We start from the raw sequence: 26,451 nt of genomic DNA on the forward strand, positions 1-26,451 counted from the left end.
AGAAAGGCCATGTTAGTGCGTCAAATGACCTTTTCTAGTGCTGAGACCTTATGCTTGTTCTAACTCGCCACAAAACCGGTAACCTTCACCGTGGATAGTGGAAATTATCTCTTTTCCATTAACAATACTTTCAAAGTGTTTGCGGATACGTCGAATGGTGACATCAACAGTTCTGTCGTGTGCTTTTAATTCTCGACCTGTCATTTTCATTAATAACTCTGCACGAGTTTGAATCTTTCCTGGGTTTTCGATAAAATGTAAAATTGCACGAAACTCGCTACGCGGTAATTTAAAGCTTTCACCAGTAGGGCTTAGTAATGAACGGCTGTCAATTTCGAGTGTCCAGCCATTAAACTTATAGCTTTCTACTTTTTGGCGAACTTTATCAAAATAAATATTTTCTTGCATGGTACGGGTTAGTAAATTACGTGTGCGGATAGTAAGCTCTCGCGGATTAAACGGTTTTGTTATGTAATCATCCGCTCCAATTTCAAGGCCTAATATTTTATCAACTTCATTATCGCGTCCCGTTAAAAATATCAATGCTATATTTTTATTTTCGCGCAATTCTCTGGCTAGTAATAAGCCATTTTTTCCCGGAAGATTAATATCCATAATGATCAAGTCAATATTGTTTTCTTTAATGATTTGGTGCATTTCATCACCATCATTAGCTTCTAACACGTTATAACCTTCTGCTTTAAAAACACTTTTTAAAGTGTTACGTGTCACTAATTCATCTTCAACTATAAGTATATTGGCCGTTGACATGGGGAACTCCTGTATTTAATCCGTCTTGTGGATCTAAAAGTGGTCAAAGTATCGCGATTTAATGCGAATACTGTTTTAAAGAATCCTTTACTTGTGTAGATTTTATTTTGACTTTTAGAGTGGAATTAGGACAAATAAAGCTTAACACATAGTTCTTCTTCTTTATTGTGTTAGAACTATAAATACTTAACATTAAGATAACAACTAAATTGGTAGCAAATGATTATAAATATAAACATAAATTTGATGTATATCAATGTAATAGTCTACATGTTTGTTATTTTTTTTATATCCTATGTTAAATCCTAATAAAAAAGAGAAAAACAATCTGTTATTCTTTTTTTTTCTGTAGAGGAGTAAATCGCGGGTTTGCATACAAATCAATAATGATATTATTTTGGCTTTAATTTGATTGCAGGTGTGTGCGTGATATTATACATAAGTACATACCGATTTATTTAATCTATGCGTGGTGCCATATCAATTGTAATGGCATCATTTTAAGCATATTGGGGTGCTTTTATCCTTATATGCAGGAGAAACAATGCGAGTATTAAAATTTGGCGGAACATCATTAGCAGATGCAAAATGTTTTGAAAAAGTAGCTGATATTGTTATTACATAGCAAAAAAAGCAACCACAGGTGTAACTAATCATGTGTTTTCTCTCGTGGATAAAATGAGTCAAGGTGCCTCCGCTCAGCATAGCTTCTTTGATGTTCATAGGTTTTTTCTTTGTTACTTAAAGAGTTAAAACCAAAAAAACTAATTTTGATGAGCTAGCTGTGAAAAAATATTTACACTCGAGTTACAGTTGTACTTGGACGTAATGGCTCCGATTATTCTGCTGTGGTTTTAGCTGTTTGTTTAAAAGCACAAGGTTGTGAAATTTGGACTATGTAGATGGTATTTATAATTGCGACCCTCATGCGGTAGAAGACGCAAATATTTTAACCGCCATATCAGGAGATATGGCGGTTGCACATGAATTTTTTGGAATGGAAAATATTAATGTCGTGATATTGTACCCAAAGGGTAAAATCAGCCCTTTACAAGAAAAATTATTTGGGGGGATATTACGACGCTAGCAATCGACGGCTCTTTGGATGATTGTCAGTCTATTGTAAAGCAAGCGTTTGATGATAAAGTGTTACGTAATGCAATCGGATTAAATTCTGCAAATTCAATTAATATTAATCGATTATTAGCACAAATATGTTATTACTTTGAAGCGGTTGCACAATTAAACATATGTCAGAGAGAAAACTTGGTGATCTCTGTGCCGTGCGGTAATTTTGGTAACTTAACGGCAGGCTTACTTGCCAATGCACTAGGTTTGCCCATTAAGCCTTTTATAGTGGCAACGAATGCGAACGATACGGTACCTCGCTATTTAAAGACTAAATATTGGACACCGAAACAAACAAATAGCAACGTATCTAATTCTATGGATGTTAGCATTCCAAATAACTGGTTGTGTATTGAATACTTATTTAAAGTATAAGGATGGTCTCTTAACCGTTTAGGTTGTGGTGTTACAACGACGCAAGAGGCACTGCGCGAGTTATATCTATTAGGCTACTTATGCGAGCACTCATGGTGCGATTGCCTATGCCGAATTAATAAAACAGTTGCAACCTGGAGAGACAGGTTTATTCTTATGCACGGCGCATCCTGCAAAATTTAAAGAAAGTGTTGAAAATATTTTAGGAAATGAAAAAATAGAATTTAAAAATGTGTCATTTTATTTTTAAGGCAAGTAAAAAAGATAAAGAGGAAACAAAGATGAATTGGGATAATTTTATTCGTCAACAAAAGAGTTTAGTTTATTATCAAGATTTACAAGTGTTTTTAGATAAGCAAGAAGCACTTGGTAAATGTATATTACCACTTAAAAGTTTACGTTTTAATGCGTTGACCTTAACTCCGTTGCATAAAACTCGAGTCGTTATTTTAGGACAAGATCCTTATCATGGCGCAGGGCAAGCTCATGGGTTAAGTTTCTCGGTACCAGAGGGAATTAAAGTTCCTCCATCGTTACGTAATATCTATACAGAGCTAAAAGCAAGTATTAGTGATTTTAAAATTCCGTTATCAGGTGATCTTACGCATTGGGCAAAGCAAGGTGTGTTATTACTCAATGCGGTATTAAGTGTTGAAAAAACTAAAGCAGGTAGCCATGCAAAAAAAGGTTGGGAAGTTTTTACAGATAATATTATTCGTGAAATAAACGATTCACAGCAGGGGGTTATTTTTCTGTTATGGGGTAAGTACGCATATAAAAAAATCTCATTAATAGATGCTCAAAAGCATCATATTTTAACTTCATCCCATCCCTCTCCATTATCTGCTTATCGGGGTTTTTTAGGTTGCGCACATTTTAAAAAAGTGAATGAAATATTAAGTGCACAAGATCAATCGATAATTCATTGGTAAGCTCTCTATATTATTGAAGAGAGCTATCTGAGGTGTCAGAGATGTTTATAGAGACTCATCCAGCTCTCTAGTATTAAGGCTGCGGAGACACTGTCTACTTTTCCTTTATCTAAGGCTTTATATCCACCAGATTCGAAAATAAATTCTTTGGCACTCGCGGTGGTTAAACGTTCGTCTTGTAAAGCAATTTGAATGCCAAAGCGACCCTGCAGACGATTGGCAAATTTTTTGGCGCGTTGTGTAATACTTTGCTCTGTGCCATCCATGTTTAAAGGTAGGCCGATGATCAACATATCGGGTTGCCATTCCTTAATTAGCCGGCCTAAGTTTTCCCAATTAGGAATACCATTCTGGGCTTTGATAGCCAGTAGAGGTTGTGCGGTCATTGTTATCATTTGTCCCGTTGCAATGCCAATACTTTTACTTCCAAAATCAAAGCCTAAGAGTCTTTGCGGTGTTTTGTTTTTTTCTGTCATGCGTGTCCTGTCGTTAGGCTTAATTGCTCTGGTGTTATCCCTAAGCGGCGCAAGGATTCAGTCCAGCGTTGTTTTACGGGTATATTAAATATTATTTCACTTTCACTTTTCATCGTAAGCCAGTGATTATCTTGCATCTCTTGTTCTAATTGCCCTGGGCTCCAACTGGAATATCCGAGTGTGACTATGTATTTTTCAGGTGCAAGGTTGGTGCCTAAAAGGGACAAAACCGCATTGGAATTAGACATCAGTAATTCATTATTTAATTTTGTACTTTGTGAGTTATCTTCGATAGGGCTATGTAATACAAAGCCTCTTTCGAGTTCAAGAGGGCCACCTAAATATACTGAGTCCGTTAAAGGTGGCATAGGTTGATGATCAATGCTTTCAATGTTTTTTAGTAAGTCTTGTATGGTTAATTTTACCTGGAAGTTAATAATGAAGCCCATCGCGCCATGCTCATCGTGTTCACAAAGGTACACGACAGAGTGCTTAAAATAAGGATCTGTTAATGAGGGCATTGCAATTAAAAAATGATCTTTAAGTGTATTTAAAATCGTTGTTTGAGCACTGCTAACATGCAAATCCATATCGTTGTTGTGAGTATTCTTTTTTTTCATATAAGCCCCTTATTAGGTGCAACATGACAATGAGTCTTTTGTGCGTCAATGCTAAGTCTGGCAAAAAACATGAATTTATCGCACACGTTTTTCAATAGCATCCATTAATTTACCCGCAATATTTGTACCATAAGCATTATCTATCTCTTGGATACAAGTAGGGCTCGTGACATTTATTTCGGTTATTTTATCGCCAATGACATCTAACCCAACAAAAAGAAGTCCTTTCTCTTTAAGTTTAGGCGCAATAGATCGAGCAATATGCCAGTCAGATTCAGATAACGGTTGTGCAACACCGCGTCCGCCAGCCGCTAAGTTTCCACGTGTTTCACCTTTCGCAGGAATACGTGCAAGTGCATAAGGCATAGGTTCACCATCAACAATTAAAATACGTTTATCACCTTGGGTTATGGCAGGAATAAAAGCTTGTGCCATACAATAACGACTCTCATGTTCAGTAAGTGTTTCAATAATCACGCCTAAATTTACATCTTTTTCTTGAATACGGAAAATAGATGCACCTCCCATACCATCAAGCGGTTTCAATATTATATCATGATGTTTTTGGTGAAATTCTCGGATTTTTGTGGCGTTGCGTGTGACTAATGTGTCAGGTGTGAATTCACTAAACCAAGCTGTAAATAATTTTTCATTAGCATCACGTAAACTTTGAGGCTTATTTACAATGAGGCAACCTTCTTGTTCTGCTCTTTCAAGTAAGTAAGTTGCATAGATATATTCGGTATCAAACGGGGGATCTTTACGCATTAATAGGGCATCTAAATCTGCAAGAGGATGATCTATAGGAGCCTCTAATTGATAAAAATCATTATCTTTACGTTGTACTGTTAGTTTTTTACTTTGTACAAAACAGCGTCCATTTTCTAAATAAAGATCTTTCATCGTGATATAGTAAAGTTCCCAGCCACGTGATTGAGCTTCTAAAAGCATGGCGAAACTTGAATCTTTATGAATGTTTATATTCTCGATGGGATCCATCAAAATACCAATTTTAATGTTCATGTTGTTTCCTATTATGTCAAATTCAGGCTAAATCGCCAAAACGAAATTGTAACGTGCTAATGGCACTCAGTGTAGCGGTTTCGGTGCGCAATATACGAGGACCTAATAAAATTTCGGTAAAATCAAGGTTTTTTGTTACAGTGATTTCTGTGTCACTTAAACCCCCTTCTGGGCCAATAAGTAGTCGAACATTATTAATGTTATCGGGTAATGTTTTAATACTTAACTTGGCTTTTGGGTGCAAAGTGAGTGCTACTGCATTGGATTTTTCTGCGCACCAATCTTGCATCTGTTGAGGACGATGGATAATCGGAATAATATTACGTCCTGATTGTTCGCAAGCTGCTATGGCTATTTTTTGCCATTGTAGATGTTTTTTACACATGCGTTCTACATTTACTTTAACACCACATCGCTCGCTAAGGAGAGGTGTTATTTCATTAACGCCAAGCTCAACAGACTTTTGAATAATAAACTCCATTCTGTCACCTCGCGATATCACTTGTCCTAAATGTAAGTGCAGAGGACTTTCATTTTCTGTTTTTGTAAAGGTATTAATTTTAACTGTACAGGAACGTTTTTGAACATCGATTAATGTTGCTGTAAATTGCCCCCCCTTACCGTTAAAAAGGATAATATTAAGACCGGCTTTAAGACGTAAAACACGTATATGTTGGGTAGCATCATCTGCAAGTTCATACTCTTTATCGAGACAAAAGTGTTGTGGATCATAAAATCGAGGATAGCGCATAATTGAATGTCTATTTATTAGCTAAAAGGATTATTATAAATGATAATGTAAGATAATTTCCTTTTATTTAAAATATTTAACAATTAAGTGAATAATGGATAAACGAAATGCTCTGTGTGTATTTTTTAGATTAAAAGTATGTGTCTATAAAACCTAGAGGGTGTAAAACAACTGATTTTTTGAATATTACAGTCAGTAAATAAACTTTCACTGTGCGTTAAAATAGGGGGTTTAATTAATGGGATTAAGTCATAAAAAACAAATAAAACTAACGCGAATTACTATTAAAGCGGGACAAATATTACTACAACATGGTGCTGAAAGTCAGTTGGTTGAACAAACGACACAACGTATTGGTATTGCATTAGGTGCGTCGAGTATTGAACTTTCAGTTAGTTTGGACGCGATCGTACTCACCAGTATATTTGGGAGTGATTGTGTAACAACGACACGTCGTTGTTATGATCGGGGTATTAATATGCAGATGGTGTGCGATGTGCAACGAATTTGTGTCATGTTAGAAAAAAAATTGTTAGATACAGATCAAGTAAGCGATCGCTTAAATCGTTTAGAGCCCTATTATTATAATCGATACTTAGTGGCATTAATGATAGGTTTGTCCTGTTCCAGTTTTAGCCATTTCTTTGGTGGTGATTGGCCCGTCTATATCACTTCTTTTTTTGCGTCTTGTAGTGCCATGATATTACGTCAAGAGTTGGCGGCCAGACAACATAATCCCTTTGTTATTTTTGCTTTATCTGCTTTTTTAGCTACATCGATTGCAAGTCTCGGAGTCATTTACGACTTTGGCGAAAAACCACAAATTGCGATAGCGGCATCTGTTTTACTTTTAGTGCCTGGATTTCCATTTATTAATGCTATTTCAGATGTTCTTAAAGGGCATATTAGTACGGGTATCGCCCGCTGGGTATTTGCGACACTATTAACAATCAGTGTGTCTTTTGGAATAATAACGTCACTTGCATTAATTAACGTATCATTAGGGTGGATTATTTAATGCATTTATTTACTTTATTTTTAATTGATGCCTGGTTTGCATGGATACCAGCCGTGGGTTTTGCAATGGTATTTAATGTTCCTCGCAATATGCTAATTTATTGTGCTCTCGGTGGATCTTTCGCGCATAGCTTACGTTTTTTATTAATGACAATGGGTATCCCGATTGAGGGGGCTACATTTATCGCATCAGGTGCGATGGGCTTTCTGGGCGTCTATTGGTCACGTAAGCACCTTGTTCCGCGCCCTGTGTTTACGGTTGCTGCCGTTATCCCCATGATACCGGGTAGTTTGGCCTTTTCGACTATTCTTGGTTTGATGGAGCTAAACTCATCCGGTTACAGTGTTAAGTTAATGGCTATTATTACTGAAAATGGACTAAGTACACTGTTTACATTAAGTGCTTTAAGCTTTGGTTTAGCACTACCTTCCATTTTGATTTACCGAGGCAGGCCAATAGTATAAACTGCGCTTCATTAATAGTGAGGATACCAATATGTCAGATAAATTTTTCTTTAAAGGAAGAAAAGAGAAAAAACCTAAGCACAGCAGTTATGGTTTTAATACTAAACGTGTGCTTAAATCCGGTAGTGAAGATGCACCACTGCAATTGAGTGTACAAACACAAGTACGTAAAGAAGAAATATTGTTACTTCTAAAAGAGCATGCGTTATTTGCTTGTATTGAAATAAATGCTGATATTGATGAAAATATTTTACAATTACAGGGTTTTTTAAATAAACCTCAAACGGTAAGTGTGTCATCTAAACCGAAACGTAACGATCTTTGCCCTTGTGAGAGTGGTAAAAAATATAAAAAGTGTTGTGCGTAATATTTTAATGTGTTGTTGATTTACTCGATGATGAGTTAAGCCATATTTAATTATTTAAAATAATACAAAGTTATAATACTAAAAAGAGATAATTCATGAGCTGTTATCTCTTTTTTTTTTAATTTAAATACAAACTTACAATTGAATGAGATGGTAATGTAAAGTGAACTCTGCTCTTTATGTAGATTATTTACGATGAAGCGAGCCTTTAAATGTAAAGGGTCATTTGATGCTAATAAAAAGTAAAAATATGTCTTATCATCTAAAAAGCATATGTTTGGCCAATTAATGGCGAACATATGCTTTTTAGTATTTATATTGTGAGTAATATAATATAGGCGAAAAAGTAGGCTAGCCTTGTTCGAGTAGACTACGTAAATCTATGAGAGCAGCATTGGCACGTGATACATAATTTGCCATGACTAAAGAGTGGTTGGCTAAAAGACCAAAACCATCGCCATTAAGTACCATCGGACTCCAAAGTGTTTCTTGGGTGCCTTCAAGATCTCGAATAATTTGTTTTAAGCTCACTTGAGCATTTTTCTTTTTCAGAACATTTGAAAAATCGATTTCAGCCGCTTTTAAAAATTGTAAAATAGCCCAAGTGGCACCTTTACTTTCATAAAACACATCATCAATTTTTAGCCAATCCGTTTTTATTTGTATATTTTCTGCGGTTTGGGTTGATTGCATAGCATTTGGATCGCCAGCCAATGCCGTATTGTATTGATCTTGGCCAACACTTGCACTTAAATGTTGGGAAATAGAGCCTAAACGTTTTTCAACTTTACGTAACCAGTCAGCGAGATTATCTGCTCGGGTATAAAATTGTGCATTGGGCGCATCATGTGTCGCCAGGTCAGATCGGTAGCGTTCTAATGCTAGAATAGCTTTTTGATATTCACTTTCTGCACTGGGAAAAATCCAACTTTTATGTGAAATGTTCAATTTACTTTGTGCTATCTCTAAATCTTTATTAACACTAGACTGTGACTGTGAACGACTAAAGTCTAAGCGCATTACCAGTGCTAAATCGCGAACTTGTTCTAAAACACCATATTCAAACGCTGGCATATTATCCATAAATATGCTTGGTGGAGTAATATCATTACTTAAAAATCCACCGGGTTTATCGAGTAACCATTGTGTAACATCAATTAAGGTGGAGACAGTTGTGTAACCGACCACGATTTTTTCTTGTTCTTGTTGTGCGGTTTGTTTTGTTTTTTCGAATACATTATAGGCAGAAGGCATTTTCCCCCACCAAATAGAGACGGTAAAAAAAATAAGTACAATAATGACAGAGACACTTATGATTGTTTTTTTTCCTAGCATAACTTTCATTCGCCGTGTTAATCAAATAATGTTACTAAGCATAACAAAAGCTTGAAATATTGTGCATCAATTAAGTCAATATTTTGTTAATCTGAGCGAAATATATAAGGAATAAGATGAAAATATCAATGATAGCAGCGATGGCAGAAGATAGAGTGATTGGTTTAGATAATAAAATGCCTTGGCATTTGCCTGCAGATCTTGCCTTCTTTAAAAAAGTCACATTAGGAAAACCCGTTATAATGGGTCGAAAAACACATCAGTCGATAGGATTCCCATTACCGGGAAGACAAAATATAGTGCTGAGTCGCGATCCTACACTGCAAATAGAAGGTGTTATGTGTGTGCAAAATATGACGCAAGCCTTAAAAATCGTACAGGATGCTAGTGAGGTGATGATCATCGGTGGTGCGAGTCTTTATGAAAAATATTTGGCACAAGTGGATTGTTTATATTTAACCTTTATTGACCTTAAAACCCGAGGTGACACTTATTTTCCTGATTATGAAAAATCAGCCAATTGGCAGGAGATTACGCGTGAAGAGCATTTTAAAGACAATAAAAACGCTTATAATTATCAATTTGTAACATTAAAGCGTATACCATAAAGCCGTATCGATTATGTGTATTGTTTATGGTTGTATTGAGCTTGGGCATGTAAAGAGTTTTTTATCTTGCCAACGTAGCATACTTAAAGTCCCGCCCCAAACGCAACCTGTATCTAATGCATAAAGATTAGGTTGTTTGACTTGGCCTTGTAAAGCTGCCCAGTGACCAAATAAAATACTAGGAAGCTTAGTCTCTCGAGTAAATTCATACCAAGGCTTAATTGTGTTTAGATTTGTATTTATCACGCTAAGTTTATTCTCAAAATTAAGGCTCCCATCAAGATAACAATAACGCATGCGTGTAAACGCATTGATAATAAAGCGTATTCTAGCATCTCCTTGTAAGGTTTCTGACCATTGATTAGGTTTATTACTGTACATTGTTTTTAGTACGTTTTTAAAATCATTTGCACTGAGAGCTTGTTGCGCTTCTTGAGCAAGTTTTTCTGCATCTTTGATTTTCCATTGAGGCAGAATACCGGCGTGTACCATAATGTAATTAAAATCAGGGTGGCGTAACAGCAGTGGCTGGTGGCGTAACCAATGTAATAAATCATCACAATCGGGTGCATTTAAAATAGCGTCTAATTTATCTTGTGGTTGTGCTTTGTGTATTCCTTGCCAAATAGCAAGTAAATGTAGATCATGATTTCCTAGTATCATTTTTGCGGCGTTGCCGAGATTTTTTACAAAGCGTAAAGTCGTGAGTGAGTGGGGGCCTCTGGCAACAATATCGCCAGTTAACCATAATTCATCTTGCTTGGGATTAAAATTAACCCATGCCAAAAGTTGTTTTAATTCGCTAAAACAGCCATGCACATCACCCACGATATAAGTTGTCATTATTTATTTAATTGCTCTTTACGATCAAAAACATAGTTCGCAAGACGCACATATTCTTCAACACTAATATTTTCTGCACGTTTAGTATGATCGACATTTAATTGTTGTAATTCTTCGACTGTTAGTAGCTCTCGAAGGCCATTACGGATAGTTTTACGGCGTTGATTAAATGCCATTGAACAAACTTGATTCAGAGCTTTTAAACTTTTAGCCAAGAAAGGTGGCACATCATAGGGCTCTAAACGTACAAATGCAGAGTCAACTTTAGGCGCAGGAATAAATGAACTTGGTGGAACTTCAAGTACAGGAATAACTTTACAATAATATTGTGCCATTACGGTTAATCTACCATAAGCTTTACAGTTAGGCCCTGCACAAAGACGATTGACCACTTCTTTTTGAAGCATAAAATGCATGTCTTTAATTTTATCTGCGTATTCAAAAAGGTGGAACATTAAAGGTGTTGATATATTGTAAGGTAAGTTACCAAAAACACGCAATTGATTTTCTTTACTTGCAAGCAAGCTAAAATCAAATTGTAAAGCATCCGCTTGAGTAATCTTTAATTTCCCAATAAACTCAGGCTGTATTGCTAGACGTTCTGCGAGATCTCTATCTAATTCAATAACATTTAGCATTTTGACTTGTGCTGAAACGGGCTTGGTTAATGCGCCCAAACCAGGGCCAATTTCAACGATATTATCTTCAAATTGAGGGCAAATAGCCGCTACAATTGAGTCTATAATATAATCATCATGTAAAAAGTTTTGTCCAAAACGCTTACGTGCGGTATGACCTAAATGGGTTTTATTATTCATGTTTTACTCTTGTTACTTTATTTTATGCGTTCTAGGATAAACCTAAATAGCGACGTTATATATTTAATTGTGTTGTTGTATTTGTACCATTCTGATAGCTTCATTGAGCGCACAGAATAAACTATTTGAATTAGCCATACCAGTACCCGCGATATCTAAGGCGGTGCCATGGTCGACTGAAGTTCGTATATAAGGTAACCCAAGGGTAATATTAATTGCTTTACCAAAACCTTTATATTTTAAAACAGGTAAACCTTGATCATGATACATCGCTAATACTACATCTGCATCTTGTAGGTATTTTTCTTGAAATAATGTATCAGCGGGTAATGGGCCGATTAAATCAATCCCATCTTCACGTAATTCATGCAGAGTAGGTTCGATAATTTCAATTTCTTCTCTGCCCATATGGCCACTCTCACCTGCATGAGGGTTTAACCCACAAACATAAATACGCGGTTTTTTTATGCCATATTTCATTTGTAATTCACGTTGTAAAATCGTAATTATCTGGCTTAGATGTGGTTTTGTAATGGCGTCGGCAAGTTCTCTAATTGGTAGGTGAGTTGTGACTAATGCAACGCGTAACCCTTCTGTTGCCAACATCATAACGACCATATCAGTATTTGATTGCTGTGCAAAAAATTCAGTATGTCCACTAAAGTGAATGCCGGCATCATTAATAATACCTTTGTGTACCGGCCCCGTTACTAATGCTGAAAATTGGCCAGATAAGCATCCATCATTGGCTAAAGATAGCATATTAATGACATATTGAGCATTGTCTTTGTCAGGCTTGCCGATGCTTACGTCTTTTACTAAAGGCACATGTACCACATATAGTTGTCCGATTTGTTGTGCGGGTTGTTCTACGGCTGAACTATAATCAAGAAGTATAATCTGATTGTTTAATTTTTTGATACGCGTACGCAATAAATTTTTATCACAGCAAATTACGATAGGTATAGGCCATTGTTGTGTTGCGAGTGCTTGTACAATATCCATACCTATGCCACTCGGCTCACCAGCTGTAATAATAATCGGTGCGACGTTATTCTGTGATTTTTTTAGCATTGTCTAAGACCTTAGAATGTTGTGGCGTAATAATTTTAATATAAGCTTCTTGGCGAATTTCATTCATCCATGCATAAGCTTCGGCTGGAAAGCGTTGCTTATATAAAATAGAGTAGGCTTTTTGTTGTGTTGCTTTTTGAGTGCTATCTGATTTACGTTTACCTAATATTTCGAGAATGTGCCATCCATGCATCGTGTGGAAAGGTTTACTTATCTCGCCTACGGCTAATGTGTTGGCTTTATCTCTAAATTCGGGTACATATAGATTTGGATCTGCCCAACCTAAATTACCACCTTTGACTGCAGAGCCCGGATCTTGTGAGTGAGCGCGCGCGATTTCAGAAAAAGTTTTCTTGCCTTCTAAAATTTCGTTGCGATAGGTATTAAGTAACGACTGTGCTTTGTTATCACTTAATATAATATTAGATTTAATTAAGATATGACGTGCATTGACTTCGAGAGTCGTGATATTTTCAAATCCTTTTTTATCGACAATTTGAATAATACTTAAACCTAATCTGGTTTTAAAAGGACCGATAATATCCCCTTTTTTAGTTTTTAATTCATCGAACATATCGACAAATAAACTCGGAATTTCATCTATTGTTCGCCAACCCCAATCTCCACCATCTAATGCTTTAGGGCCTAATGAAAACTGTCTTGCTAAATTACTCGCATCCTCACCTTTTTGTAAACGTTGTATTATTTTTAGTGCTTGTTGTTTTACTTTTAATTTTTCAGCTGAGGAATTTGGATTATCTGTTTTTAATAATATATGTATAAAATGGAACTGTGTATTTTTCTTATTATTTTTATTTAAGCGCTCCACCATTAATTTTACTTCTTGTTCAGAGATATTAATGCGTTGACGCACTTGCACTTGGCGTACTTCATTAATAGTAAGCTCATTACGAATGGTGTCTACAAAGGCTTGGTAACTTTCGCCTTTCTGGGCTAATTCTTGTTGGTATTGAACAATGCTTTTGCCTTCTTTTTTTAATATTTGGCGAATAGTTTGATCGATTTGCACATCATCAAGACGTAAACCCATGCGTTCGGCAACTTGCAGCTGTAAGCGATCATTGATTAATTTATCAATGATCTGCTCGTGTAATATATCTTTAGATGGGAGCGTCTTTTGCATTTTCAGATAACGTACTTGTATATCTTTAAGCATACGTTGTACATCGCTATTTAATATAACATCTTGATTTACGACCACTTCAATTTTGTCTAAGTATTGAGTTTTTGCAAAAAGTGGTGCGCAAAATAGTGTAGAAAATAGTATCGTCACTAATAGGGCTTGTATTGATCTCATCTTATATCCATTATTGTAAGTAAAAAGGGCGACCGTAATCAAAAAGGCTTTCGTCGCCAGCTGAGAATCCGACGCCTCCGAGTCCCATTAGTTCAAAAGTTAATTTAAAATTTTGCTCTGTTTGATAGTTCTCATTGACCGATGAAATAGGTCCATAGTAGGGAGACATATGCTCTTCATAGCTCAAGCCTATTGCCCAACAACAGGATTGGTATTTTAATCCCATAATACTTTCAAAAGGGGTGTTATATTCTAGATCATAATAGTAGCTAGCAAAAGTGGTCCATTGAGCATTGATGGACCAATTCAGCTTGCTCCCAATTTGGTTGACTTGTAATTCACTATTTTCATCCGGTGCCATATAACGATAATTAAGTTGTACATAAGTGTTATGCAACCAACGTTTTTCAAGGGTAGTGTTAGCACGGTTAATTATGTTATTTTCATTATCCCATTCTAACCCGCTATGTAAAAAATATTTACTTGAAAAGTTGATGTCAAATTCACCAATAATAGAAGAACTACTACTGGTCGTTTCCGTATTATTTTCCGAATAATCATTAGAGGGTATTTGTACTCGTGCATTTCGGAAATAGTAATTTTGACCAATGGCAAAACGCATTTTTTCTTGCCCTTGTGCATTAAGAAAACTTGATGCTATGCCTAATGTTAATTGATTGGCATCTGCAATACGATCATAGCCAGAAAATTTATTATCGCGAAAAAGCCCATAATAATCTTGTTGCATAAGCGTCGTATCATAAAGACCGATAGCAGATTGGTCTTTATAAGGGACATATAAATATTGTATTTGTGGTACGAGTGTTTGTTGATAATCACTGTTTAAAAAAGTTAAATCTCGCTCAAAATTTATTCCTGAGTTGATTTTTAAGGACGGAATTGAACGTGTAACATGACTTTTAAGATCTTTATACCAAGTATACTTTGGCGATTCGGTAGGGATATCTTGCTCATAAAAACTGAGCATGTATTTGAGCTCTGTATTAATAAACATTGAGTCATAATATAATGGTAGTGATAATTTGGGGGCGATATGAATACGTGTTCCAGTGTAAACGTTTTTATCATCGTGGGTAAATCGTGTGATTTCAGAATATAAGTCAAATTGTAGACTTTTCCAGTCTAAAGGTTCATAGAGACTGAAAGACAGTTTAGGTAACACTTTATGTGGGCTGTCGCTATTGCCTAATATTTGAAAGTTACGCACTTCAATTTCGCCACTCCAATTATTTTCACGGTAACTTAAGTCTGCAGTTTGTAATAGTTGATTATCACTACGCTCACCATAAGGGGTATCAATATCACTGAAATAATAATCATCACTTACGCTCGAGTAAGTGGCGTTAAAATTCCAATTCTTGGCGAAATTTACGTTGTGATCCCAGTGATATAAGTAGCGTTTTTCCTTACGGATTTTATCATCGGGTAAATACTCTGCTTGAAATTTCCCCGCACCAAAATCAAATAAATAGCGATATTCTGCAGAAACTAAAGTTCCCCGTTTTTGCATGTTTTTAGCGGTGATCGTTGCATCCATATTAGGTGCAATATTTATATATAGTGGCTGGGTGATAGTAAAGCCATTATTACTTGAGAGCTCAAATGAAGGGAAAAGTAAGCCTGTTTTACGTTTATCACTCGTAGGGTATGTAATATATGGAAAATAAAACACAGGGAAATCTTTGATCCGTAATACGGCATTGTAAGCACTGCCTACATCTGTTTTATTATCTATATATAATGTTGTTGAGCTTAATGACCACGTGTTATCTTGTGGAGGACACGCGCTATATGTTGAGCTCTTCAGCTCATAAAGGTCTTTACCATTATCAAAAATGCTGGATGCCTGACCTCGGCCTTTGCGACCATGAAATTGGTATTTACTTTGATAAAATGACGTTTTATTGGTTATCATCTCGGTGGTAATACGTTCTGCATGTAGGGTTAATTGGCCATTAACAAATTTAACATCACCTTCGGCAAGGGCTCTTTTTTCTTTTACAAAATAGGTTAATTTATTTGACGATAAATATTTATCGTCATGAGTGAGTTCAACATTATCTTGGTAAATGAGCGTGTCATTTAAAGAAAACAAATTAAAAGCGCTGATATTTACCGGCATTTGATTGGCCGGTTTGGTGGATGTTTTAGGTATAATCATTGGCACGTTTTTGTAGCACTGATTAAAGAAGTCATTAGTCGATTTAGGTATTGTATCGACGGATGATTGCGTTTGTTTTGTTTGATTGTTATTGATGGTTGATGGTGTGGTGTCTAAAGGCTCTGCACTCAGTGTAAAAATAGGAAAAAAAACAAGAAATAAAGGAAAACATTTAAACATTAAGTACTCACTGAGGTGCAGAAAAAGAAAACATTAAGCTTTAAAATAAGAAAACAGAAAGACCTATCATAAAGCAAACACTCGAGTGCTCCAATCATTGTTCGTCAAATTTAGATTAAATTTCGGTAATTGAAGTAAAAAATTGGTAAAAAGGCAAATAGTTAGTCAATATACGTTTAATTAATATTAGAAGAGAAGGTTTTTAGCATTATGCGAATTTGGGGAAAAATACTTGGCGGTTTTTTTGGCTTTATGTTTGGCCATATATTGGGGATGTTTTTAGGTATTTGGTTAGGGCACCGTTTTGACCGCGCCACTGCGTTGAATTTTGATATTCAAAATGGCCTATTTTCCAATACAAGCAATAGCAGGGCAAGGCAAAAAATATTTTTTGATACTACATTTTCAGTAATGGGGCATATTGCAAAATCAAAAGGCCAAGTCACTGCCATTGATATTCAATTTGCCAATGCATATATGGATCAAATGCATTTGCAAGGTGAAATGCGTGCGCAAGCACAAGCATCTTTTTCTTTTGGTAAAAAGAATGATTTTCCACTGGAGGATATTTTATCTGAATTTGTTCAAATGGTACGTGGTGATCGCAATGTTTTACAAATGTTCTTGGGTATACAGATCCAAGTGGCTTTTTCAGATGGAACCATTGATGGAAGTGAAAAATCTATTTTGTATATTATTGCTGAACAGTTAGGGTTTTCTCGTTTTGAATTAGATCGTTTACTACAAATGTTCGAAGGGCAACAACATTATCATCAAGGTCAGCGTCAGCAACAGAAACAAGAAAGTAGTAGTGATGCTTATAAAATATTGGGTGTGGAGCCTAGTGTCAGTGATACAGAGCTTAAACGTGCATACCGTAAACTCATGAGTCAAAACCATCCTGATAAATTAGCATCAAAAGGATTACCTGAAGAAATGATGAATCTGGCGAAAGAAAAAACACAGGATATTCAACGATCTTATGAATTATTGCGTAAAAAGCGTCAGCTAAAATAAAGAAAAACTATTTGTTGTAACAGAGTGTTATTTGCTAATTTCATTTTTTATTGAGTCGAACTTATCGTGTGTAATGCGGAGGGAAAAGGTATTTAAAATAAGAGTTTTCAGGGTGAATTATTTGTATCGTGTAAGATTTAGATGAAAAATGAAATTAATTTAAAGCTGTTTTGTATATATCGCTTTAAATATGCAAGGCGCTTCTTTATGATGTGTAACAGTTTTAATATTGGCATTCTTAATATTAATGTTTTTTAGACTTTTTATATCGGAGCTTATTCATGTCTACATTTGCACTTGCTTTTGGTACGGCTACAAAAAACCGTCAGCAAAAAATTATAGAAGTATTTTATCCTTATCCTTTACTTTCCCCTAGTGCGGACTTAGTCGCGGTATTAGGCGCTATTGTCGGTTATCAAGGTGGTAATGAAACGTTAGAAATAAGCCCACAGGTTGCAGAGCAACTTGGCGCTGCATTTAATGGTGCGGATGAAATTAATAATGCTGATTTTGCTGTTGCAGCTACGAAGTCAACACAAAGTTTAGTGTTGACTATCTTAGCGACTGATGAAGCACCACAAAATGTTGCTCAAGGTTTTTTAAAGTTACAGCTTATCTCACACCGTTTAGTACAACCACATGGTTTGATTTTAGATGGTATTTTTTCTGTTCTACATAATATCGCATGGACGAATAAAGGGCCTATTGATCTACCTGAGCTTGCTGAAAGGCAAATTGAAGCTCGTTTAAAAGGTGAAGTGATAAGCGTGGATTGTGTTGATAAATTCCCTAAAATGGTTGATTACATTGTACCTGAAGGAGTACGTATAGCGGACACTTCACGGGTACGCTTAGGTGCGTATGTGGGTAAAGGTACAACGGTAATGCACGAAGGATTCATTAACTTTAACGCAGGAACAATCGGTGTAAGCATGGTTGAAGGGCGTATTTCTTCAGGTGTTATGGTTGGTGAAGGTTCGGACATTGGTGGTGGAGCATCTATCATGGGGACACTAAGTGGCGGTGGTAAAGTGGTCGTTACAATTGGAGAAAATAGCTTGCTAGGTGCGAATTCAGGGCTTGGTTTTCCATTAGGTAATCGCTGTACTATTGAGTCTGGTTTATATGTAACGGCGGGCTCTAAGGTTAAATTATTAGATAAATCAGGTGCGCAAATAGAAATAGTAAAAGCGCGCGATCTTGCTAATCAAAACGATTTGTTATTCCGTCGGAATTCAATAACAGGCCAAATAGAATGCTTAGCAAATAAGAGTGCGGTTGAATTAAATACGATGTTGCATTCAAATTAAGATACGAAAATGAAAGAAAATAAAAAAGGCGATAATATCGCCTTTTTTATTTTTAAAAGTACAAGAATACGATTAAGTTAAAGGTAATACTTGTTTAAACGGTTTAATGCGCACCGAAGCATAAACCCCTGCTTTTTGATACGGATCAGCATCTGCCCAAGATTGAGCCTCCTCTAAAGAGTTAAATTCTGCTATTACCGTTGACCCAGTAAAACCCGCCTCGCCGGGATCATTGTTATCGATAGCTGGGTTAGGTCCTGCAACAACGAGTCGATTTTGCTCGAGTAGTGTTTGTAAGCGTGCAAGATGTGCGTCACGTGTTGTTATGCGTAATGCCAAGCTGTTTTTGATATCTTCAGAAAAAATAATATATAACATATTCACTCCTTGGGTTTATTAATGCTTGAATCTTTATTTGCTTTGTCTTGTGGAATATATTGATAAATATAGAAGCCACTTAATACGGTAAAGAGAAGAGTTGCACCGAGTAAACCAAATACTTTAAAGTTCACCCATGTTTCTTGAGAGAAGTTAAATGCGACATAAATATTGAGCACTGCAAGAGCAATAAAAAACAGCATCCATGCACTATTTAAGGTGTTCCAAACGTTATTTGGTAACGTTAGTTCTTTACCTAACATTTGCTTTAGAGCTGGTTTTTTTAAGATAAATTGAGTGACAAAAAGAGCTATTGCAAAAAGGCTATATATGGCGGTAACTTTCCATTTAATAAAAACATCATCATGTAGTCCGATGGTTAATGACCCAAAGACTAGCACCATGACGAGAGTAATTATTTGCATTTTATCGGTTTGTTTACCATTTTGAAAATAACTGAAAATAAAACTGAGTGTCATGGTTATCATTAATGCGGCGGTTGCCATATAGATATCTACCATCTTATAAACAATAAAAAAGATGATTAGGGGAATAAATTCTCTGAATAGTTTCATTTTTTTCTCTTTAGTTTAAGAATATAGCTTGGTTGCATTATTACTGACAGTTTAAATTGACGACTACTTCTCTTTATACGCGAGAGAGACGCTTTGTTATTGCCTTATATTATTCTTATAGTAATTATTGTCTTGCATTATTCGTCAATAAATGGACCCGTCTATGAATAAAGTTCATCGAAAATAAAGTCCTAAATACCAGCCAAATTAATGGCTGAGTGTAAGTGAGTTGATTTTTTTGGTTAATAATGGGTGGCAGCTTTCATTGCTTTTATAAATTTGTGCATATCCTTGAGTAAATTTTGTTGGTTTTGTTGGTTCCCCTCAATAATACGGACGACTGCAGAGCCTGAAATTGCGCCCGCCGCACCCGACTTTATCGCTTCTTTTACTTGCGAAGGTGTTGAAATACCAAAGCCAAGAAGCGCGGGAGGTGCATTATATTGTTGTAATGTACGGATCATGTTTATAACGGGCATTTCTGCTTTAGTTTCACTGCCCGTAACACCTGCTCTGCTTAATAAGTAGGTATAACCTTGGCTATGTTGGGCGACCTTTTTAAGTGTCTCTGCATCCCCGTTTGGGGGGGCGATGAATATTTGTTGTAGGTTGTATTTTAGGGCTGCGGCGCGATATGGTGCACTTTCATGCAAAGGTACGTCTGCAATTAAGATAGAATCGACACCCGCCTCTTTACAACGCTCGTAAAAGTTTTCGATACCATTACGATAAACTAAATTTACATATAAGAGTAAACCAATCGGAATAGTTGGATGTAAGATGCGGATCTCTTTAATAATTGCTAAACAGCTATCCGGCGTTGCACCAGCCTCTAAAGCGCGAATTGAGGCTTTTTGGATAGTGGGGCCATCTGCAACGGGATCTGAAAATGGGATGCCGAGTTCAAGTGCGTCAGCTCCTGCTTTGACTAAAGTATCAATAATTTCTAAAGAGCGTGCTTTATCGGGGTCTCCAATGGTTACAAAAGGAACAAAGGCACCTTGTTTTGTTGCGGTGAGGCGCTTAAACAGATCGTCATAACGGTTATTCATTACAATATTCCTTTTTGTTCAAAAATATTAGCGACAGTAAAAATATCTTTATCGCCTCGACCAGATAAATTAACAATAATAATCTGCTCTTTATCATCTTCTTTAATGATTTTTAAAGCATGTGCTAAAGCATGTGAGGATTCAAGTGCACCAATAATCCCCTCTTGTTTAGCGAGTGCATGAAATGCGGATAAAGCTTCATCGTCTGTGACGTTAACATAACTTGCTCTACCTGTTTCTGCTAAATGCGCATGTTGTGGTCCGACAGCCGGAAAGTCTAAGCCTGCAGAAATAGAGTAAGACTCTTGTATTTGTCCATGTTTGTCTTGCATCATTAACGTGTGCATACCAAAAAATATACCTTTAGAGCCTTCTGAGATAGTGCATCCATGTTTCCCCGTTTCGACACCAAGCCCGCCGGGTTCAACACCGATAAGCTCAACACTTTCATCGGCAATGAAATCATTAAAAATACCAATAGCATTTGATCCTCCACCGACACAAGCAATGACTTTATGTGGCAAAATACCTTCTTTCTTTAGGCATTGTTGTCTAGCTTCTTCTCCAATTATCTTTTGAAACTCGCGTACAATAGTGGGAAAAGGGTGCGGACCCGCAGCTGTTCCTAAAAGGTAATGTGTATCACTAAAGCTACCGGCCCAATCTCGTAAAGCTTCGTTACAGGCATCTTTTAATGTACCAGCTCCACAGCTTACCGATATTACTTCTGCCCCCATTAAACGCATCCGAAATACATTGGGCTCTTGACGTTTCATATCGACCTCACCCATATAAATTTTACATTCAAGATTTAATAATGCACAGGCTAATGCGGTCGCAACTCCGTGTTGTCCTGCTCCTGTTTCTGCAATAATTTTATGTTTTCCCATACGTTTGGCTAATAATGCTTGGCCAAGCACTTGGTTGGTTTTATGTGCACCACCGTGTAATAAATCTTCACGTTTTAAATACAGTTTTGTTTTTTTTCCTTTGGTTAAATTACGGCATAGTGTAAGTGGAGTAGGTCTGCCTGCATACTCGGTTAATAATTCGGATAGTTGTGCAATAAAGTCAGGATCATTTTGGGCTTTTATAAATTCATTTTCTAACTGTTGTAAGGCGGGAACTAAAATTTGGGGAACATACATACCACCAAATTGACCAAAATAGGGATTTAATTTTTGCATTGTTATTACCTTACTAGTAGTGGAAAGTTCACTTGGTTATTTTGACTATTTGTATTTTTTGAGTTGAGAAAAAGCTTTAGCGAGTAACTGCGGGTCTTTTATTCCGATGCACGTTTCAACGCCAGAGTTAAAATCAAGTCCTGAAAATCCTAATTTGGCCGCTTCGCTAGCGTTTTCTGGTGTAAGGCCACCGGCTAAAATGCATTGGCTTTTATCGATAGGCAGTGTTTTTAATAAATCCCAATTAAAGGTTTTACCACAACCTCCTTGCTGTTCACCTACGCGTGTATCTAATAGGTGCTTATCAACATTTAAGACTTGAAATTCAGGTAATATTGCACCGATCCCATGCGCCTTCCAAATTTGGCAGTCTTTTGGTAATTGATGGCGTAGTGAATCGATATAGGTTGCATTTTCATTACCATGGAGTTGTATTACGCGAAGGTGTAATTGTTTGGCGATAGATATAATTTCTTTTATTTCTTCATTTTGAAATACGCCAACATAAGTGAGTGGGGCGCCGAGCATCACTAAGCGAGCTTGGTGTACATTGATATAACGCGGTGACTGTGTAACAAAAATCAAGCCACCGTAAATCGCTCCCACTCTATAAGCATCTGCCGCATGTTGAGCATGAGTGAGTCCACAGACTTTATTTTCACCAAAAATAAGTTTGCGACAAGCAAAATCAATATTTGATTGTTGCATTAATGTACTACCAATAAGAAACCCTTGTACACGTTGGCTAAGCTCTACAATCTGGGAGTGATTTTGTATACCAGATTCACTGATCACAATGGTATTTTTAGGTAGGTCGATAGCGAGGTTTTTGGTACGCTGCAGATCAATACTCATATCACGTAAATTTCGATTATTAATGCCAATGACTTTTGCATTAAGATTTATTGCGCGTTGGCGCTCTACCTCATTACTTATTTCAGTTAGCACTCCCATATTTAAACGGTGCGCAGTATTGCTAAGTAATTGATAGGTTTCGTCATCAAGCACTGAAAGCATTAATAAAACAGCGTCAGCTTGATAATGTCGCGCTAAATATATTTGATAAACATTTATAATAAAATCTTTACACAACACAGGTTGACTGAGTACATCACGCACTGTTTTTATATATTCAAGGCTACCTTGGAAATATTTCTCATCGCATAAAACGGAAATGACATTCGCATAGGGAGCGTATTGTAAGGCGATTTTTTCTACATCAAAATCTGCACGCAGTAAGCCTTTTGATGGCGATGCTTTTTTACATTCTAGGATGAAAACGCATTCGCTTTGAGTTAATGCTTGATAAAAATCACGGTCGCTGGCAATAAGTTTATCTTTAAAACTTTGTAAAGGTTGTTTGATTTGACGATGTTTAACCCATGTTATTTTATCAGTAATAATATCGTCTAATATGGTTTTAGATAAGAGGCTTTTATCTAGCATTGACTCATCTCCGCTAATTGTTGAAGTAAGTGTAAAGGTTTGCCCGTTTGCATCATGTTTAATGCCATTTTTGTACCCGTTTTAAAGTTATCTGCAAGGCCATTAACAACTAATAATGCGGAGGTATTAATTGCAACGGCCGCTTGTTGTGGTGCACTGCCTTTTCCTTCTAAAATGAGGCTGATAATAATTTTATTTTCATTAGGAGTGCCCCCTAATAACGTTTGGATAGGATAAGTTTGCATGCCAAAATCTTGTGCTGATAATGTATACTCTATTATTTCACCGTCGATAAGCTCTGCAACGTGTGTTTTATCATGTAATGCGATTTCGTCAAGACCACTACCAAAAACCACCATCACGCGTTGCATGCCAAGTCTTCGTTGTACTTTTGCCATCGGCACAAGTAATTCGGCTGCATAAACACCCATTAACATTGTTTTGGGACGAGCTGGATTGATAAGAGGGCCTAATAAGTTAAAAATAGAACGTGTTGCAAGTGCTTTACGTACTGGCGCTGCAAAACGCATTCCTGCATGATAGGCGGGAGCAAATAAAAAACAGATGTTGAGTTTATCTAAACATTGACGTGCACGGTGACTGGGCATATTAACATTTATACCAAAAGCACTTAACAAATCTGAGGATCCCGATAGACTTGAGACGCTACGACTACCATGTTTACATACTTTTAAACCGCACGCGGCTGCGACAAAGGCGCTTGCGGTTGAAATATTAATGGTGCCTAGGCCATCTCCTCCAGTACCTACAATGTCTGTAAAAGGATACTCAGGGCTTGGAAATGTTTTGGCATTAGCAATAAGAGCAAGGGCTGCTCCACTGATTTCATCAATACTTTCACCTTTTATTTTTAATGCCGTTAAAGCCGATGCTAATATGATGGGATCAATGTCACCTTTTACTACTTGGCTAAAAAAATCAATGCTTTGTTTGTGGGTTAAGGATGTCCCCTGATATAAACTTTCTAGAATTTGCATTTAAAACGCTCCTTCTGGCAATAAAAAATGTAAGCTATTTTGTAATAACTGTGCGCCATCACAGGTTAGAATGGATTCTGGGTGAAATTGAAATCCTAATACGCGATCTTTAGGGTGATAAATCGCCATGCAGACACCCTCTAAATCAGCAACCACTTCAAGTTCATCGGGAATGTCCGTGCCCACTAAAGAATGATAACGAGCGACTTTAAGGGGGAGTGGTAAATTTTCAAACATACGATTAGCACAATGTTGAATTAAAGACGATTTACCATGTACGATTTCTTTACTTTTAATAATCTTTCCCCCATATTGCTCAATTAAAGCTTGATGGCCTAAACATATACCGAGCATGGCGGTATTACCCCTGCACAGTTTAATTAGTTCCATCAAGCATCCAGCGTCGCGTGGTCTACCAGGGCCTGGTGACAAAACGAGCAGTACATTTCCTAAGCAGTCATCCATTTGTTTTTTTATTTTAAGAGCACTTTGATTATTCCTAAAAATCTTAACGGGGTAGCCTAGGGTTTTAAATTGGTCAACTAAGTTGTACGTAAAAGAGTCAAAGTTGTCGAGGAAAAACAAGGTATTTTCGTGTGTATTATGCATAGTATTACACCTCTACATCGTTAAGAGTGACACCATGGGCTTGCGCAATGGCATTTAATACAGCGGCTGCTTTATGTCTGGTTTCATCTGCTTCTTGTGCTGGAACAGAGTCAAAAACGATACCGGCCCCTGCTTGTGCTTGAGCAATATTGTTTTTTACAAAAGCGGATCGAATCACAATACACGTATCCATATCACCTTGCCCATTGAGATAGCCAACGGCTCCCCCATAACTGCCCCGACGTTTTTTTTCTACGCTACGCACGAGATCAGACGCTCGAATTTTAGGCGCTCCAACTAAAGTGCCCATATTCATACTGGCTTGATATGCGTGTAAGGCATCTAAATCTGCACGTAACTTACCAACGACACGGGAGACAAGATGCATAACGTGGCTATACCTATCGACTTTTAATAGTTCTGCTACATGGCGAGTGCCTGGGATACTGATACGTGCAATATCATTACGCGCCAGATCAACCAGCATTAAGTGTTCAGATGTTTCTTTTTTATCTAAGCGTAAATCTAATTCTAAACGGCTATCTAAATCGTGATTAATCGTTCCATCTTTATTTAGCCCTCGTTTTCGTGTCCCCGCAATAGGGTATATTTCGACATCATTGCTCTTTTTTGTATATTTTAAGGCGCTCTCAGGCGATGCACCAAAAAGTATAAAATCACTGTCTTTTAGATAAAACATATAGGGGCTAGGATTTGTTTCTTTTAATTTTGCGTAAGCACCCATTGGATTAGGGCAATGTAAATAAAAACTTCGAGAGGGAACGACTTGGAAAATGTCACCTTTTAAAATATGTTGTTTAAGTTGTATGACAATATCTTTGTATTGCTTATCACTCACATCTGTCACTATTTTACCCTGCAAAGGGATTAGGGGCATTTCTGGTGTGGTGAAATTTTCACAAATATCCTGTAATTCGTTTAAGCGTGTATGAATGCGAATTACATTTGCATCGCTATATATTCCGCCAAAAACAGATCCTAGAATTTCACAGGTTTTATTTTGATGATCTTGAATCAGGAGAGTTTCGGCAACATAAAAAACAAAATCAGGGCAACTATTTTCACTTTCAGGTACTTCAATTAATTGTTCAAAGGTGGCAATAAAATCATAAGCAAAAATACCACCGAGAAAAAGTGCTTGGGGATGTTTAGAATGTATGTTTATTTTTTTTAGTAGACTACGTAGTGCATCCATAGGCGATGCACTTTTTAAGCGTTGCTCTTCATCAATGTCTGAGCCGGCTTTCGGAAACGAGACACAGAGTTTAGTCGTGCTTTGTTTTTCGATGTATTGGATAGAAAACTGTGGCGTAATAAAAATGAGTAAATCTTTACCGTTATCGGTTAATGTTTCAAAAGTAACTTGTAGGCCATGACACGTTATTTTCAAACACGCATCAAGAAGCATAATACTTTTTAGATGCGCTTTTGTTGAGATCTCAGCAGAATCAAACAGCAAATTATTTGTTTTATTTTGAGTTAGCTTTTGAAAAAGAGGTAATGATTTTTGTATATAACGGCTCTCAACGTGAAAGCTTTTTAAAACACCTATAGGGTGTAATGTGTTCATTTTGT

Annotated in this window: 26 protein-coding genes and 1 pseudogene; 8 read left to right on the forward strand and 19 right to left on the reverse strand. The window is 36.7% G+C overall.

What is annotated here, in order from left to right:
* Positions 1 to 48: 48 nt before the first annotated feature.
* Positions 49 to 771, reverse strand: a complete 723-nt coding sequence (gene arcA, locus B8W84_RS02415; RefSeq protein ID WP_094751739.1) for a two-component system response regulator ArcA — start codon at positions 769 to 771, stop codon at positions 49 to 51.
* A 943-nt stretch (positions 772 to 1,714) separates the two neighbouring features.
* Here arcA and thrC point away from each other — a divergent pair.
* Together thrC and ung are read left to right on the forward strand one after the other, a co-directional pair.
* Positions 1,715 to 2,482: pseudogene (thrC, locus tag B8W84_RS02420) on the forward strand (threonine synthase); the annotation flags it as partial.
* 22 nt (positions 2,483 to 2,504) lie between these two features.
* The gene (ung, locus tag B8W84_RS02425; RefSeq protein ID WP_094751740.1) at positions 2,505 to 3,206 is read left to right on the forward strand and encodes a uracil-DNA glycosylase; all 702 of its coding nucleotides are present in this window, start codon (positions 2,505 to 2,507) and stop codon (positions 3,204 to 3,206) included.
* Positions 3,207 to 3,241: 35 nt separating this feature from the next.
* On the opposite strand, the gene ruvX is transcribed toward ung, so the two are convergent.
* The 4 genes from ruvX to rsmE all read right to left on the reverse strand — a co-directional run bounded on the left by ruvX (position 3,242) and on the right by rsmE (position 6,076).
* Positions 3,242 to 3,682 (reverse strand): Holliday junction resolvase RuvX, encoded by a 441-nt coding sequence (gene ruvX / locus B8W84_RS02430; RefSeq protein ID WP_094751741.1) that lies wholly within the window; start codon positions 3,680 to 3,682, stop codon positions 3,242 to 3,244.
* Positions 3,679 to 4,302: a YqgE/AlgH family protein gene (locus B8W84_RS02435; protein WP_094751742.1), complete on the reverse strand. Its 624-nt coding sequence runs from the start codon at positions 4,300 to 4,302 to the stop codon at positions 3,679 to 3,681. Before B8W84_RS02435 ends, ruvX begins: the two co-directional genes overlap by 4 nt.
* Positions 4,303 to 4,377: 75 nt before the next feature.
* Complete coding sequence (gene gshB, locus B8W84_RS02440) at positions 4,378 to 5,325, reverse strand: glutathione synthase (protein WP_094751743.1); 948 nt, start codon at positions 5,323 to 5,325, stop codon at positions 4,378 to 4,380.
* 22 nt (positions 5,326 to 5,347) lie between these two features.
* Positions 5,348 to 6,076: a 16S rRNA (uracil(1498)-N(3))-methyltransferase gene (rsmE, locus tag B8W84_RS02445; RefSeq protein WP_094751744.1), complete on the reverse strand. Its 729-nt coding sequence runs from the start codon at positions 6,074 to 6,076 to the stop codon at positions 5,348 to 5,350.
* A gap of 238 nt (positions 6,077 to 6,314) precedes the next feature.
* Here rsmE and B8W84_RS02450 point away from each other — a divergent pair, with 238 nt between their 5' ends.
* From B8W84_RS02450 to B8W84_RS02460, 3 genes are read left to right on the forward strand one after another with little or no spacing between them, the layout of a single operon-like run.
* Positions 6,315 to 7,094, forward strand: a complete 780-nt coding sequence (locus B8W84_RS02450) for a threonine/serine ThrE exporter family protein (protein WP_094751745.1) — start codon at positions 6,315 to 6,317, stop codon at positions 7,092 to 7,094.
* Positions 7,094 to 7,558 carry a threonine/serine exporter family protein gene (locus B8W84_RS02455; protein WP_094751746.1) on the forward strand — a complete coding sequence of 155 codons (465 nt, stop codon included), beginning with the start codon at positions 7,094 to 7,096 and terminating at the stop codon, positions 7,556 to 7,558. The genes B8W84_RS02450 and B8W84_RS02455 overlap by 1 nt, the downstream gene beginning before the upstream one ends.
* A 31-nt stretch (positions 7,559 to 7,589) precedes the next feature.
* The gene (locus B8W84_RS02460; RefSeq protein ID WP_094751747.1) at positions 7,590 to 7,925 is read left to right on the forward strand and encodes a PBPRA1643 family SWIM/SEC-C metal-binding motif protein; all 336 of its coding nucleotides are present in this window, start codon (positions 7,590 to 7,592) and stop codon (positions 7,923 to 7,925) included.
* A 351-nt stretch (positions 7,926 to 8,276) separates the two neighbouring features.
* Here the strand turns inward: B8W84_RS02460 and B8W84_RS02465 are convergent, their stop codons facing one another.
* Positions 8,277 to 9,260 (reverse strand): DUF2333 family protein, encoded by a 984-nt coding sequence (locus B8W84_RS02465; protein WP_094751748.1) that lies wholly within the window; start codon positions 9,258 to 9,260, stop codon positions 8,277 to 8,279.
* A 116-nt stretch (positions 9,261 to 9,376) separates the two neighbouring features.
* Between B8W84_RS02465 and folA the strand changes: the two genes are divergently transcribed.
* Complete coding sequence (gene folA, locus B8W84_RS02470) at positions 9,377 to 9,868, forward strand: type 3 dihydrofolate reductase (RefSeq protein ID WP_094751749.1); 492 nt, start codon at positions 9,377 to 9,379, stop codon at positions 9,866 to 9,868.
* 24 nt (positions 9,869 to 9,892) lie between these two features.
* On the opposite strand, the gene B8W84_RS02475 is transcribed toward folA, so the two are convergent.
* The 5 genes from B8W84_RS02475 to lptD all read right to left on the reverse strand — a co-directional run bounded on the left by B8W84_RS02475 (position 9,893) and on the right by lptD (position 16,283).
* Positions 9,893 to 10,711 (reverse strand): symmetrical bis(5'-nucleosyl)-tetraphosphatase, encoded by an 819-nt coding sequence (locus tag B8W84_RS02475; RefSeq protein WP_094751750.1) that lies wholly within the window; start codon positions 10,709 to 10,711, stop codon positions 9,893 to 9,895.
* On the reverse strand, positions 10,711 to 11,529 hold the full coding sequence (gene rsmA / locus B8W84_RS02480; RefSeq protein WP_094751751.1) for a 16S rRNA (adenine(1518)-N(6)/adenine(1519)-N(6))-dimethyltransferase RsmA: 819 nt from the start codon (positions 11,527 to 11,529) through the stop codon (positions 10,711 to 10,713). Before rsmA ends, B8W84_RS02475 begins: the two co-directional genes overlap by 1 nt.
* A 63-nt stretch (positions 11,530 to 11,592) precedes the next feature.
* Entirely contained in the window at positions 11,593 to 12,603 is a 1,011-nt protein-coding gene (gene pdxA, locus B8W84_RS02485) for a 4-hydroxythreonine-4-phosphate dehydrogenase PdxA (RefSeq protein WP_094751752.1), read from the reverse strand.
* Positions 12,581 to 13,921, reverse strand: a complete 1,341-nt coding sequence (locus B8W84_RS02490) for a peptidylprolyl isomerase (RefSeq protein WP_180706019.1) — start codon at positions 13,919 to 13,921, stop codon at positions 12,581 to 12,583. The genes pdxA and B8W84_RS02490 overlap by 23 nt, the downstream gene beginning before the upstream one ends.
* A 10-nt stretch (positions 13,922 to 13,931) precedes the next feature.
* Entirely contained in the window at positions 13,932 to 16,283 is a 2,352-nt protein-coding gene (lptD, locus tag B8W84_RS02495) for an LPS assembly protein LptD (RefSeq protein WP_094751754.1), read from the reverse strand.
* 210 nt (positions 16,284 to 16,493) lie between these two features.
* Between lptD and djlA the strand changes: the two genes are divergently transcribed.
* Together djlA and dapD are read left to right on the forward strand one after the other, a co-directional pair.
* Positions 16,494 to 17,300: a co-chaperone DjlA gene (gene djlA, locus B8W84_RS02500; protein ID WP_094751755.1), complete on the forward strand. Its 807-nt coding sequence runs from the start codon at positions 16,494 to 16,496 to the stop codon at positions 17,298 to 17,300.
* Positions 17,301 to 17,581: 281 nt separating this feature from the next.
* Complete coding sequence (dapD, locus tag B8W84_RS02505; protein ID WP_094751756.1) at positions 17,582 to 18,610, forward strand: 2,3,4,5-tetrahydropyridine-2,6-dicarboxylate N-succinyltransferase; 1,029 nt, start codon at positions 17,582 to 17,584, stop codon at positions 18,608 to 18,610.
* Positions 18,611 to 18,682: 72 nt separating this feature from the next.
* Here the strand turns inward: dapD and B8W84_RS02510 are convergent, their stop codons facing one another.
* The 8 genes from B8W84_RS02510 to B8W84_RS02545 form a co-directional block, all read right to left on the reverse strand.
* Entirely contained in the window at positions 18,683 to 18,988 is a 306-nt protein-coding gene (locus B8W84_RS02510) for a YciI family protein (protein ID WP_094751757.1), read from the reverse strand.
* A gap of 2 nt (positions 18,989 to 18,990) precedes the next feature.
* Positions 18,991 to 19,563: a septation protein A gene (locus B8W84_RS02515; RefSeq protein WP_094751758.1), complete on the reverse strand. Its 573-nt coding sequence runs from the start codon at positions 19,561 to 19,563 to the stop codon at positions 18,991 to 18,993.
* A gap of 242 nt (positions 19,564 to 19,805) precedes the next feature.
* Entirely contained in the window at positions 19,806 to 20,615 is an 810-nt protein-coding gene (trpA, locus tag B8W84_RS02520; protein WP_094751759.1) for a tryptophan synthase subunit alpha, read from the reverse strand.
* Positions 20,615 to 21,802, reverse strand: a complete 1,188-nt coding sequence (gene trpB, locus B8W84_RS02525) for a tryptophan synthase subunit beta (protein ID WP_094751760.1) — start codon at positions 21,800 to 21,802, stop codon at positions 20,615 to 20,617. Before trpB ends, trpA begins: the two co-directional genes overlap by 1 nt.
* Before the next feature lie 45 nt (positions 21,803 to 21,847).
* Entirely contained in the window at positions 21,848 to 23,248 is a 1,401-nt protein-coding gene (gene trpCF / locus B8W84_RS02530; protein WP_094751761.1) for a bifunctional indole-3-glycerol-phosphate synthase TrpC/phosphoribosylanthranilate isomerase TrpF, read from the reverse strand.
* Positions 23,242 to 24,246: an anthranilate phosphoribosyltransferase gene (gene trpD, locus B8W84_RS02535; RefSeq protein WP_094751762.1), complete on the reverse strand. Its 1,005-nt coding sequence runs from the start codon at positions 24,244 to 24,246 to the stop codon at positions 23,242 to 23,244. The genes trpCF and trpD overlap by 7 nt, the downstream gene beginning before the upstream one ends.
* Positions 24,247 to 24,855, reverse strand: a complete 609-nt coding sequence (locus B8W84_RS02540) for an aminodeoxychorismate/anthranilate synthase component II (RefSeq protein WP_094751763.1) — start codon at positions 24,853 to 24,855, stop codon at positions 24,247 to 24,249.
* Positions 24,856 to 24,859: 4 nt separating this feature from the next.
* Positions 24,860 to 26,446, reverse strand: a complete 1,587-nt coding sequence (locus B8W84_RS02545) for an anthranilate synthase component 1 (RefSeq protein WP_094751764.1) — start codon at positions 26,444 to 26,446, stop codon at positions 24,860 to 24,862.
* Between the last annotated feature and the right edge of the window lie 5 nt (positions 26,447 to 26,451).

Origin of the sequence: Psychromonas sp. CD1 (assembly GCF_002239585.1) — a bacterium.
In the GTDB taxonomy this organism is placed as follows: Bacteria; Pseudomonadota; Gammaproteobacteria; order Enterobacterales; family Psychromonadaceae; genus Psychromonas.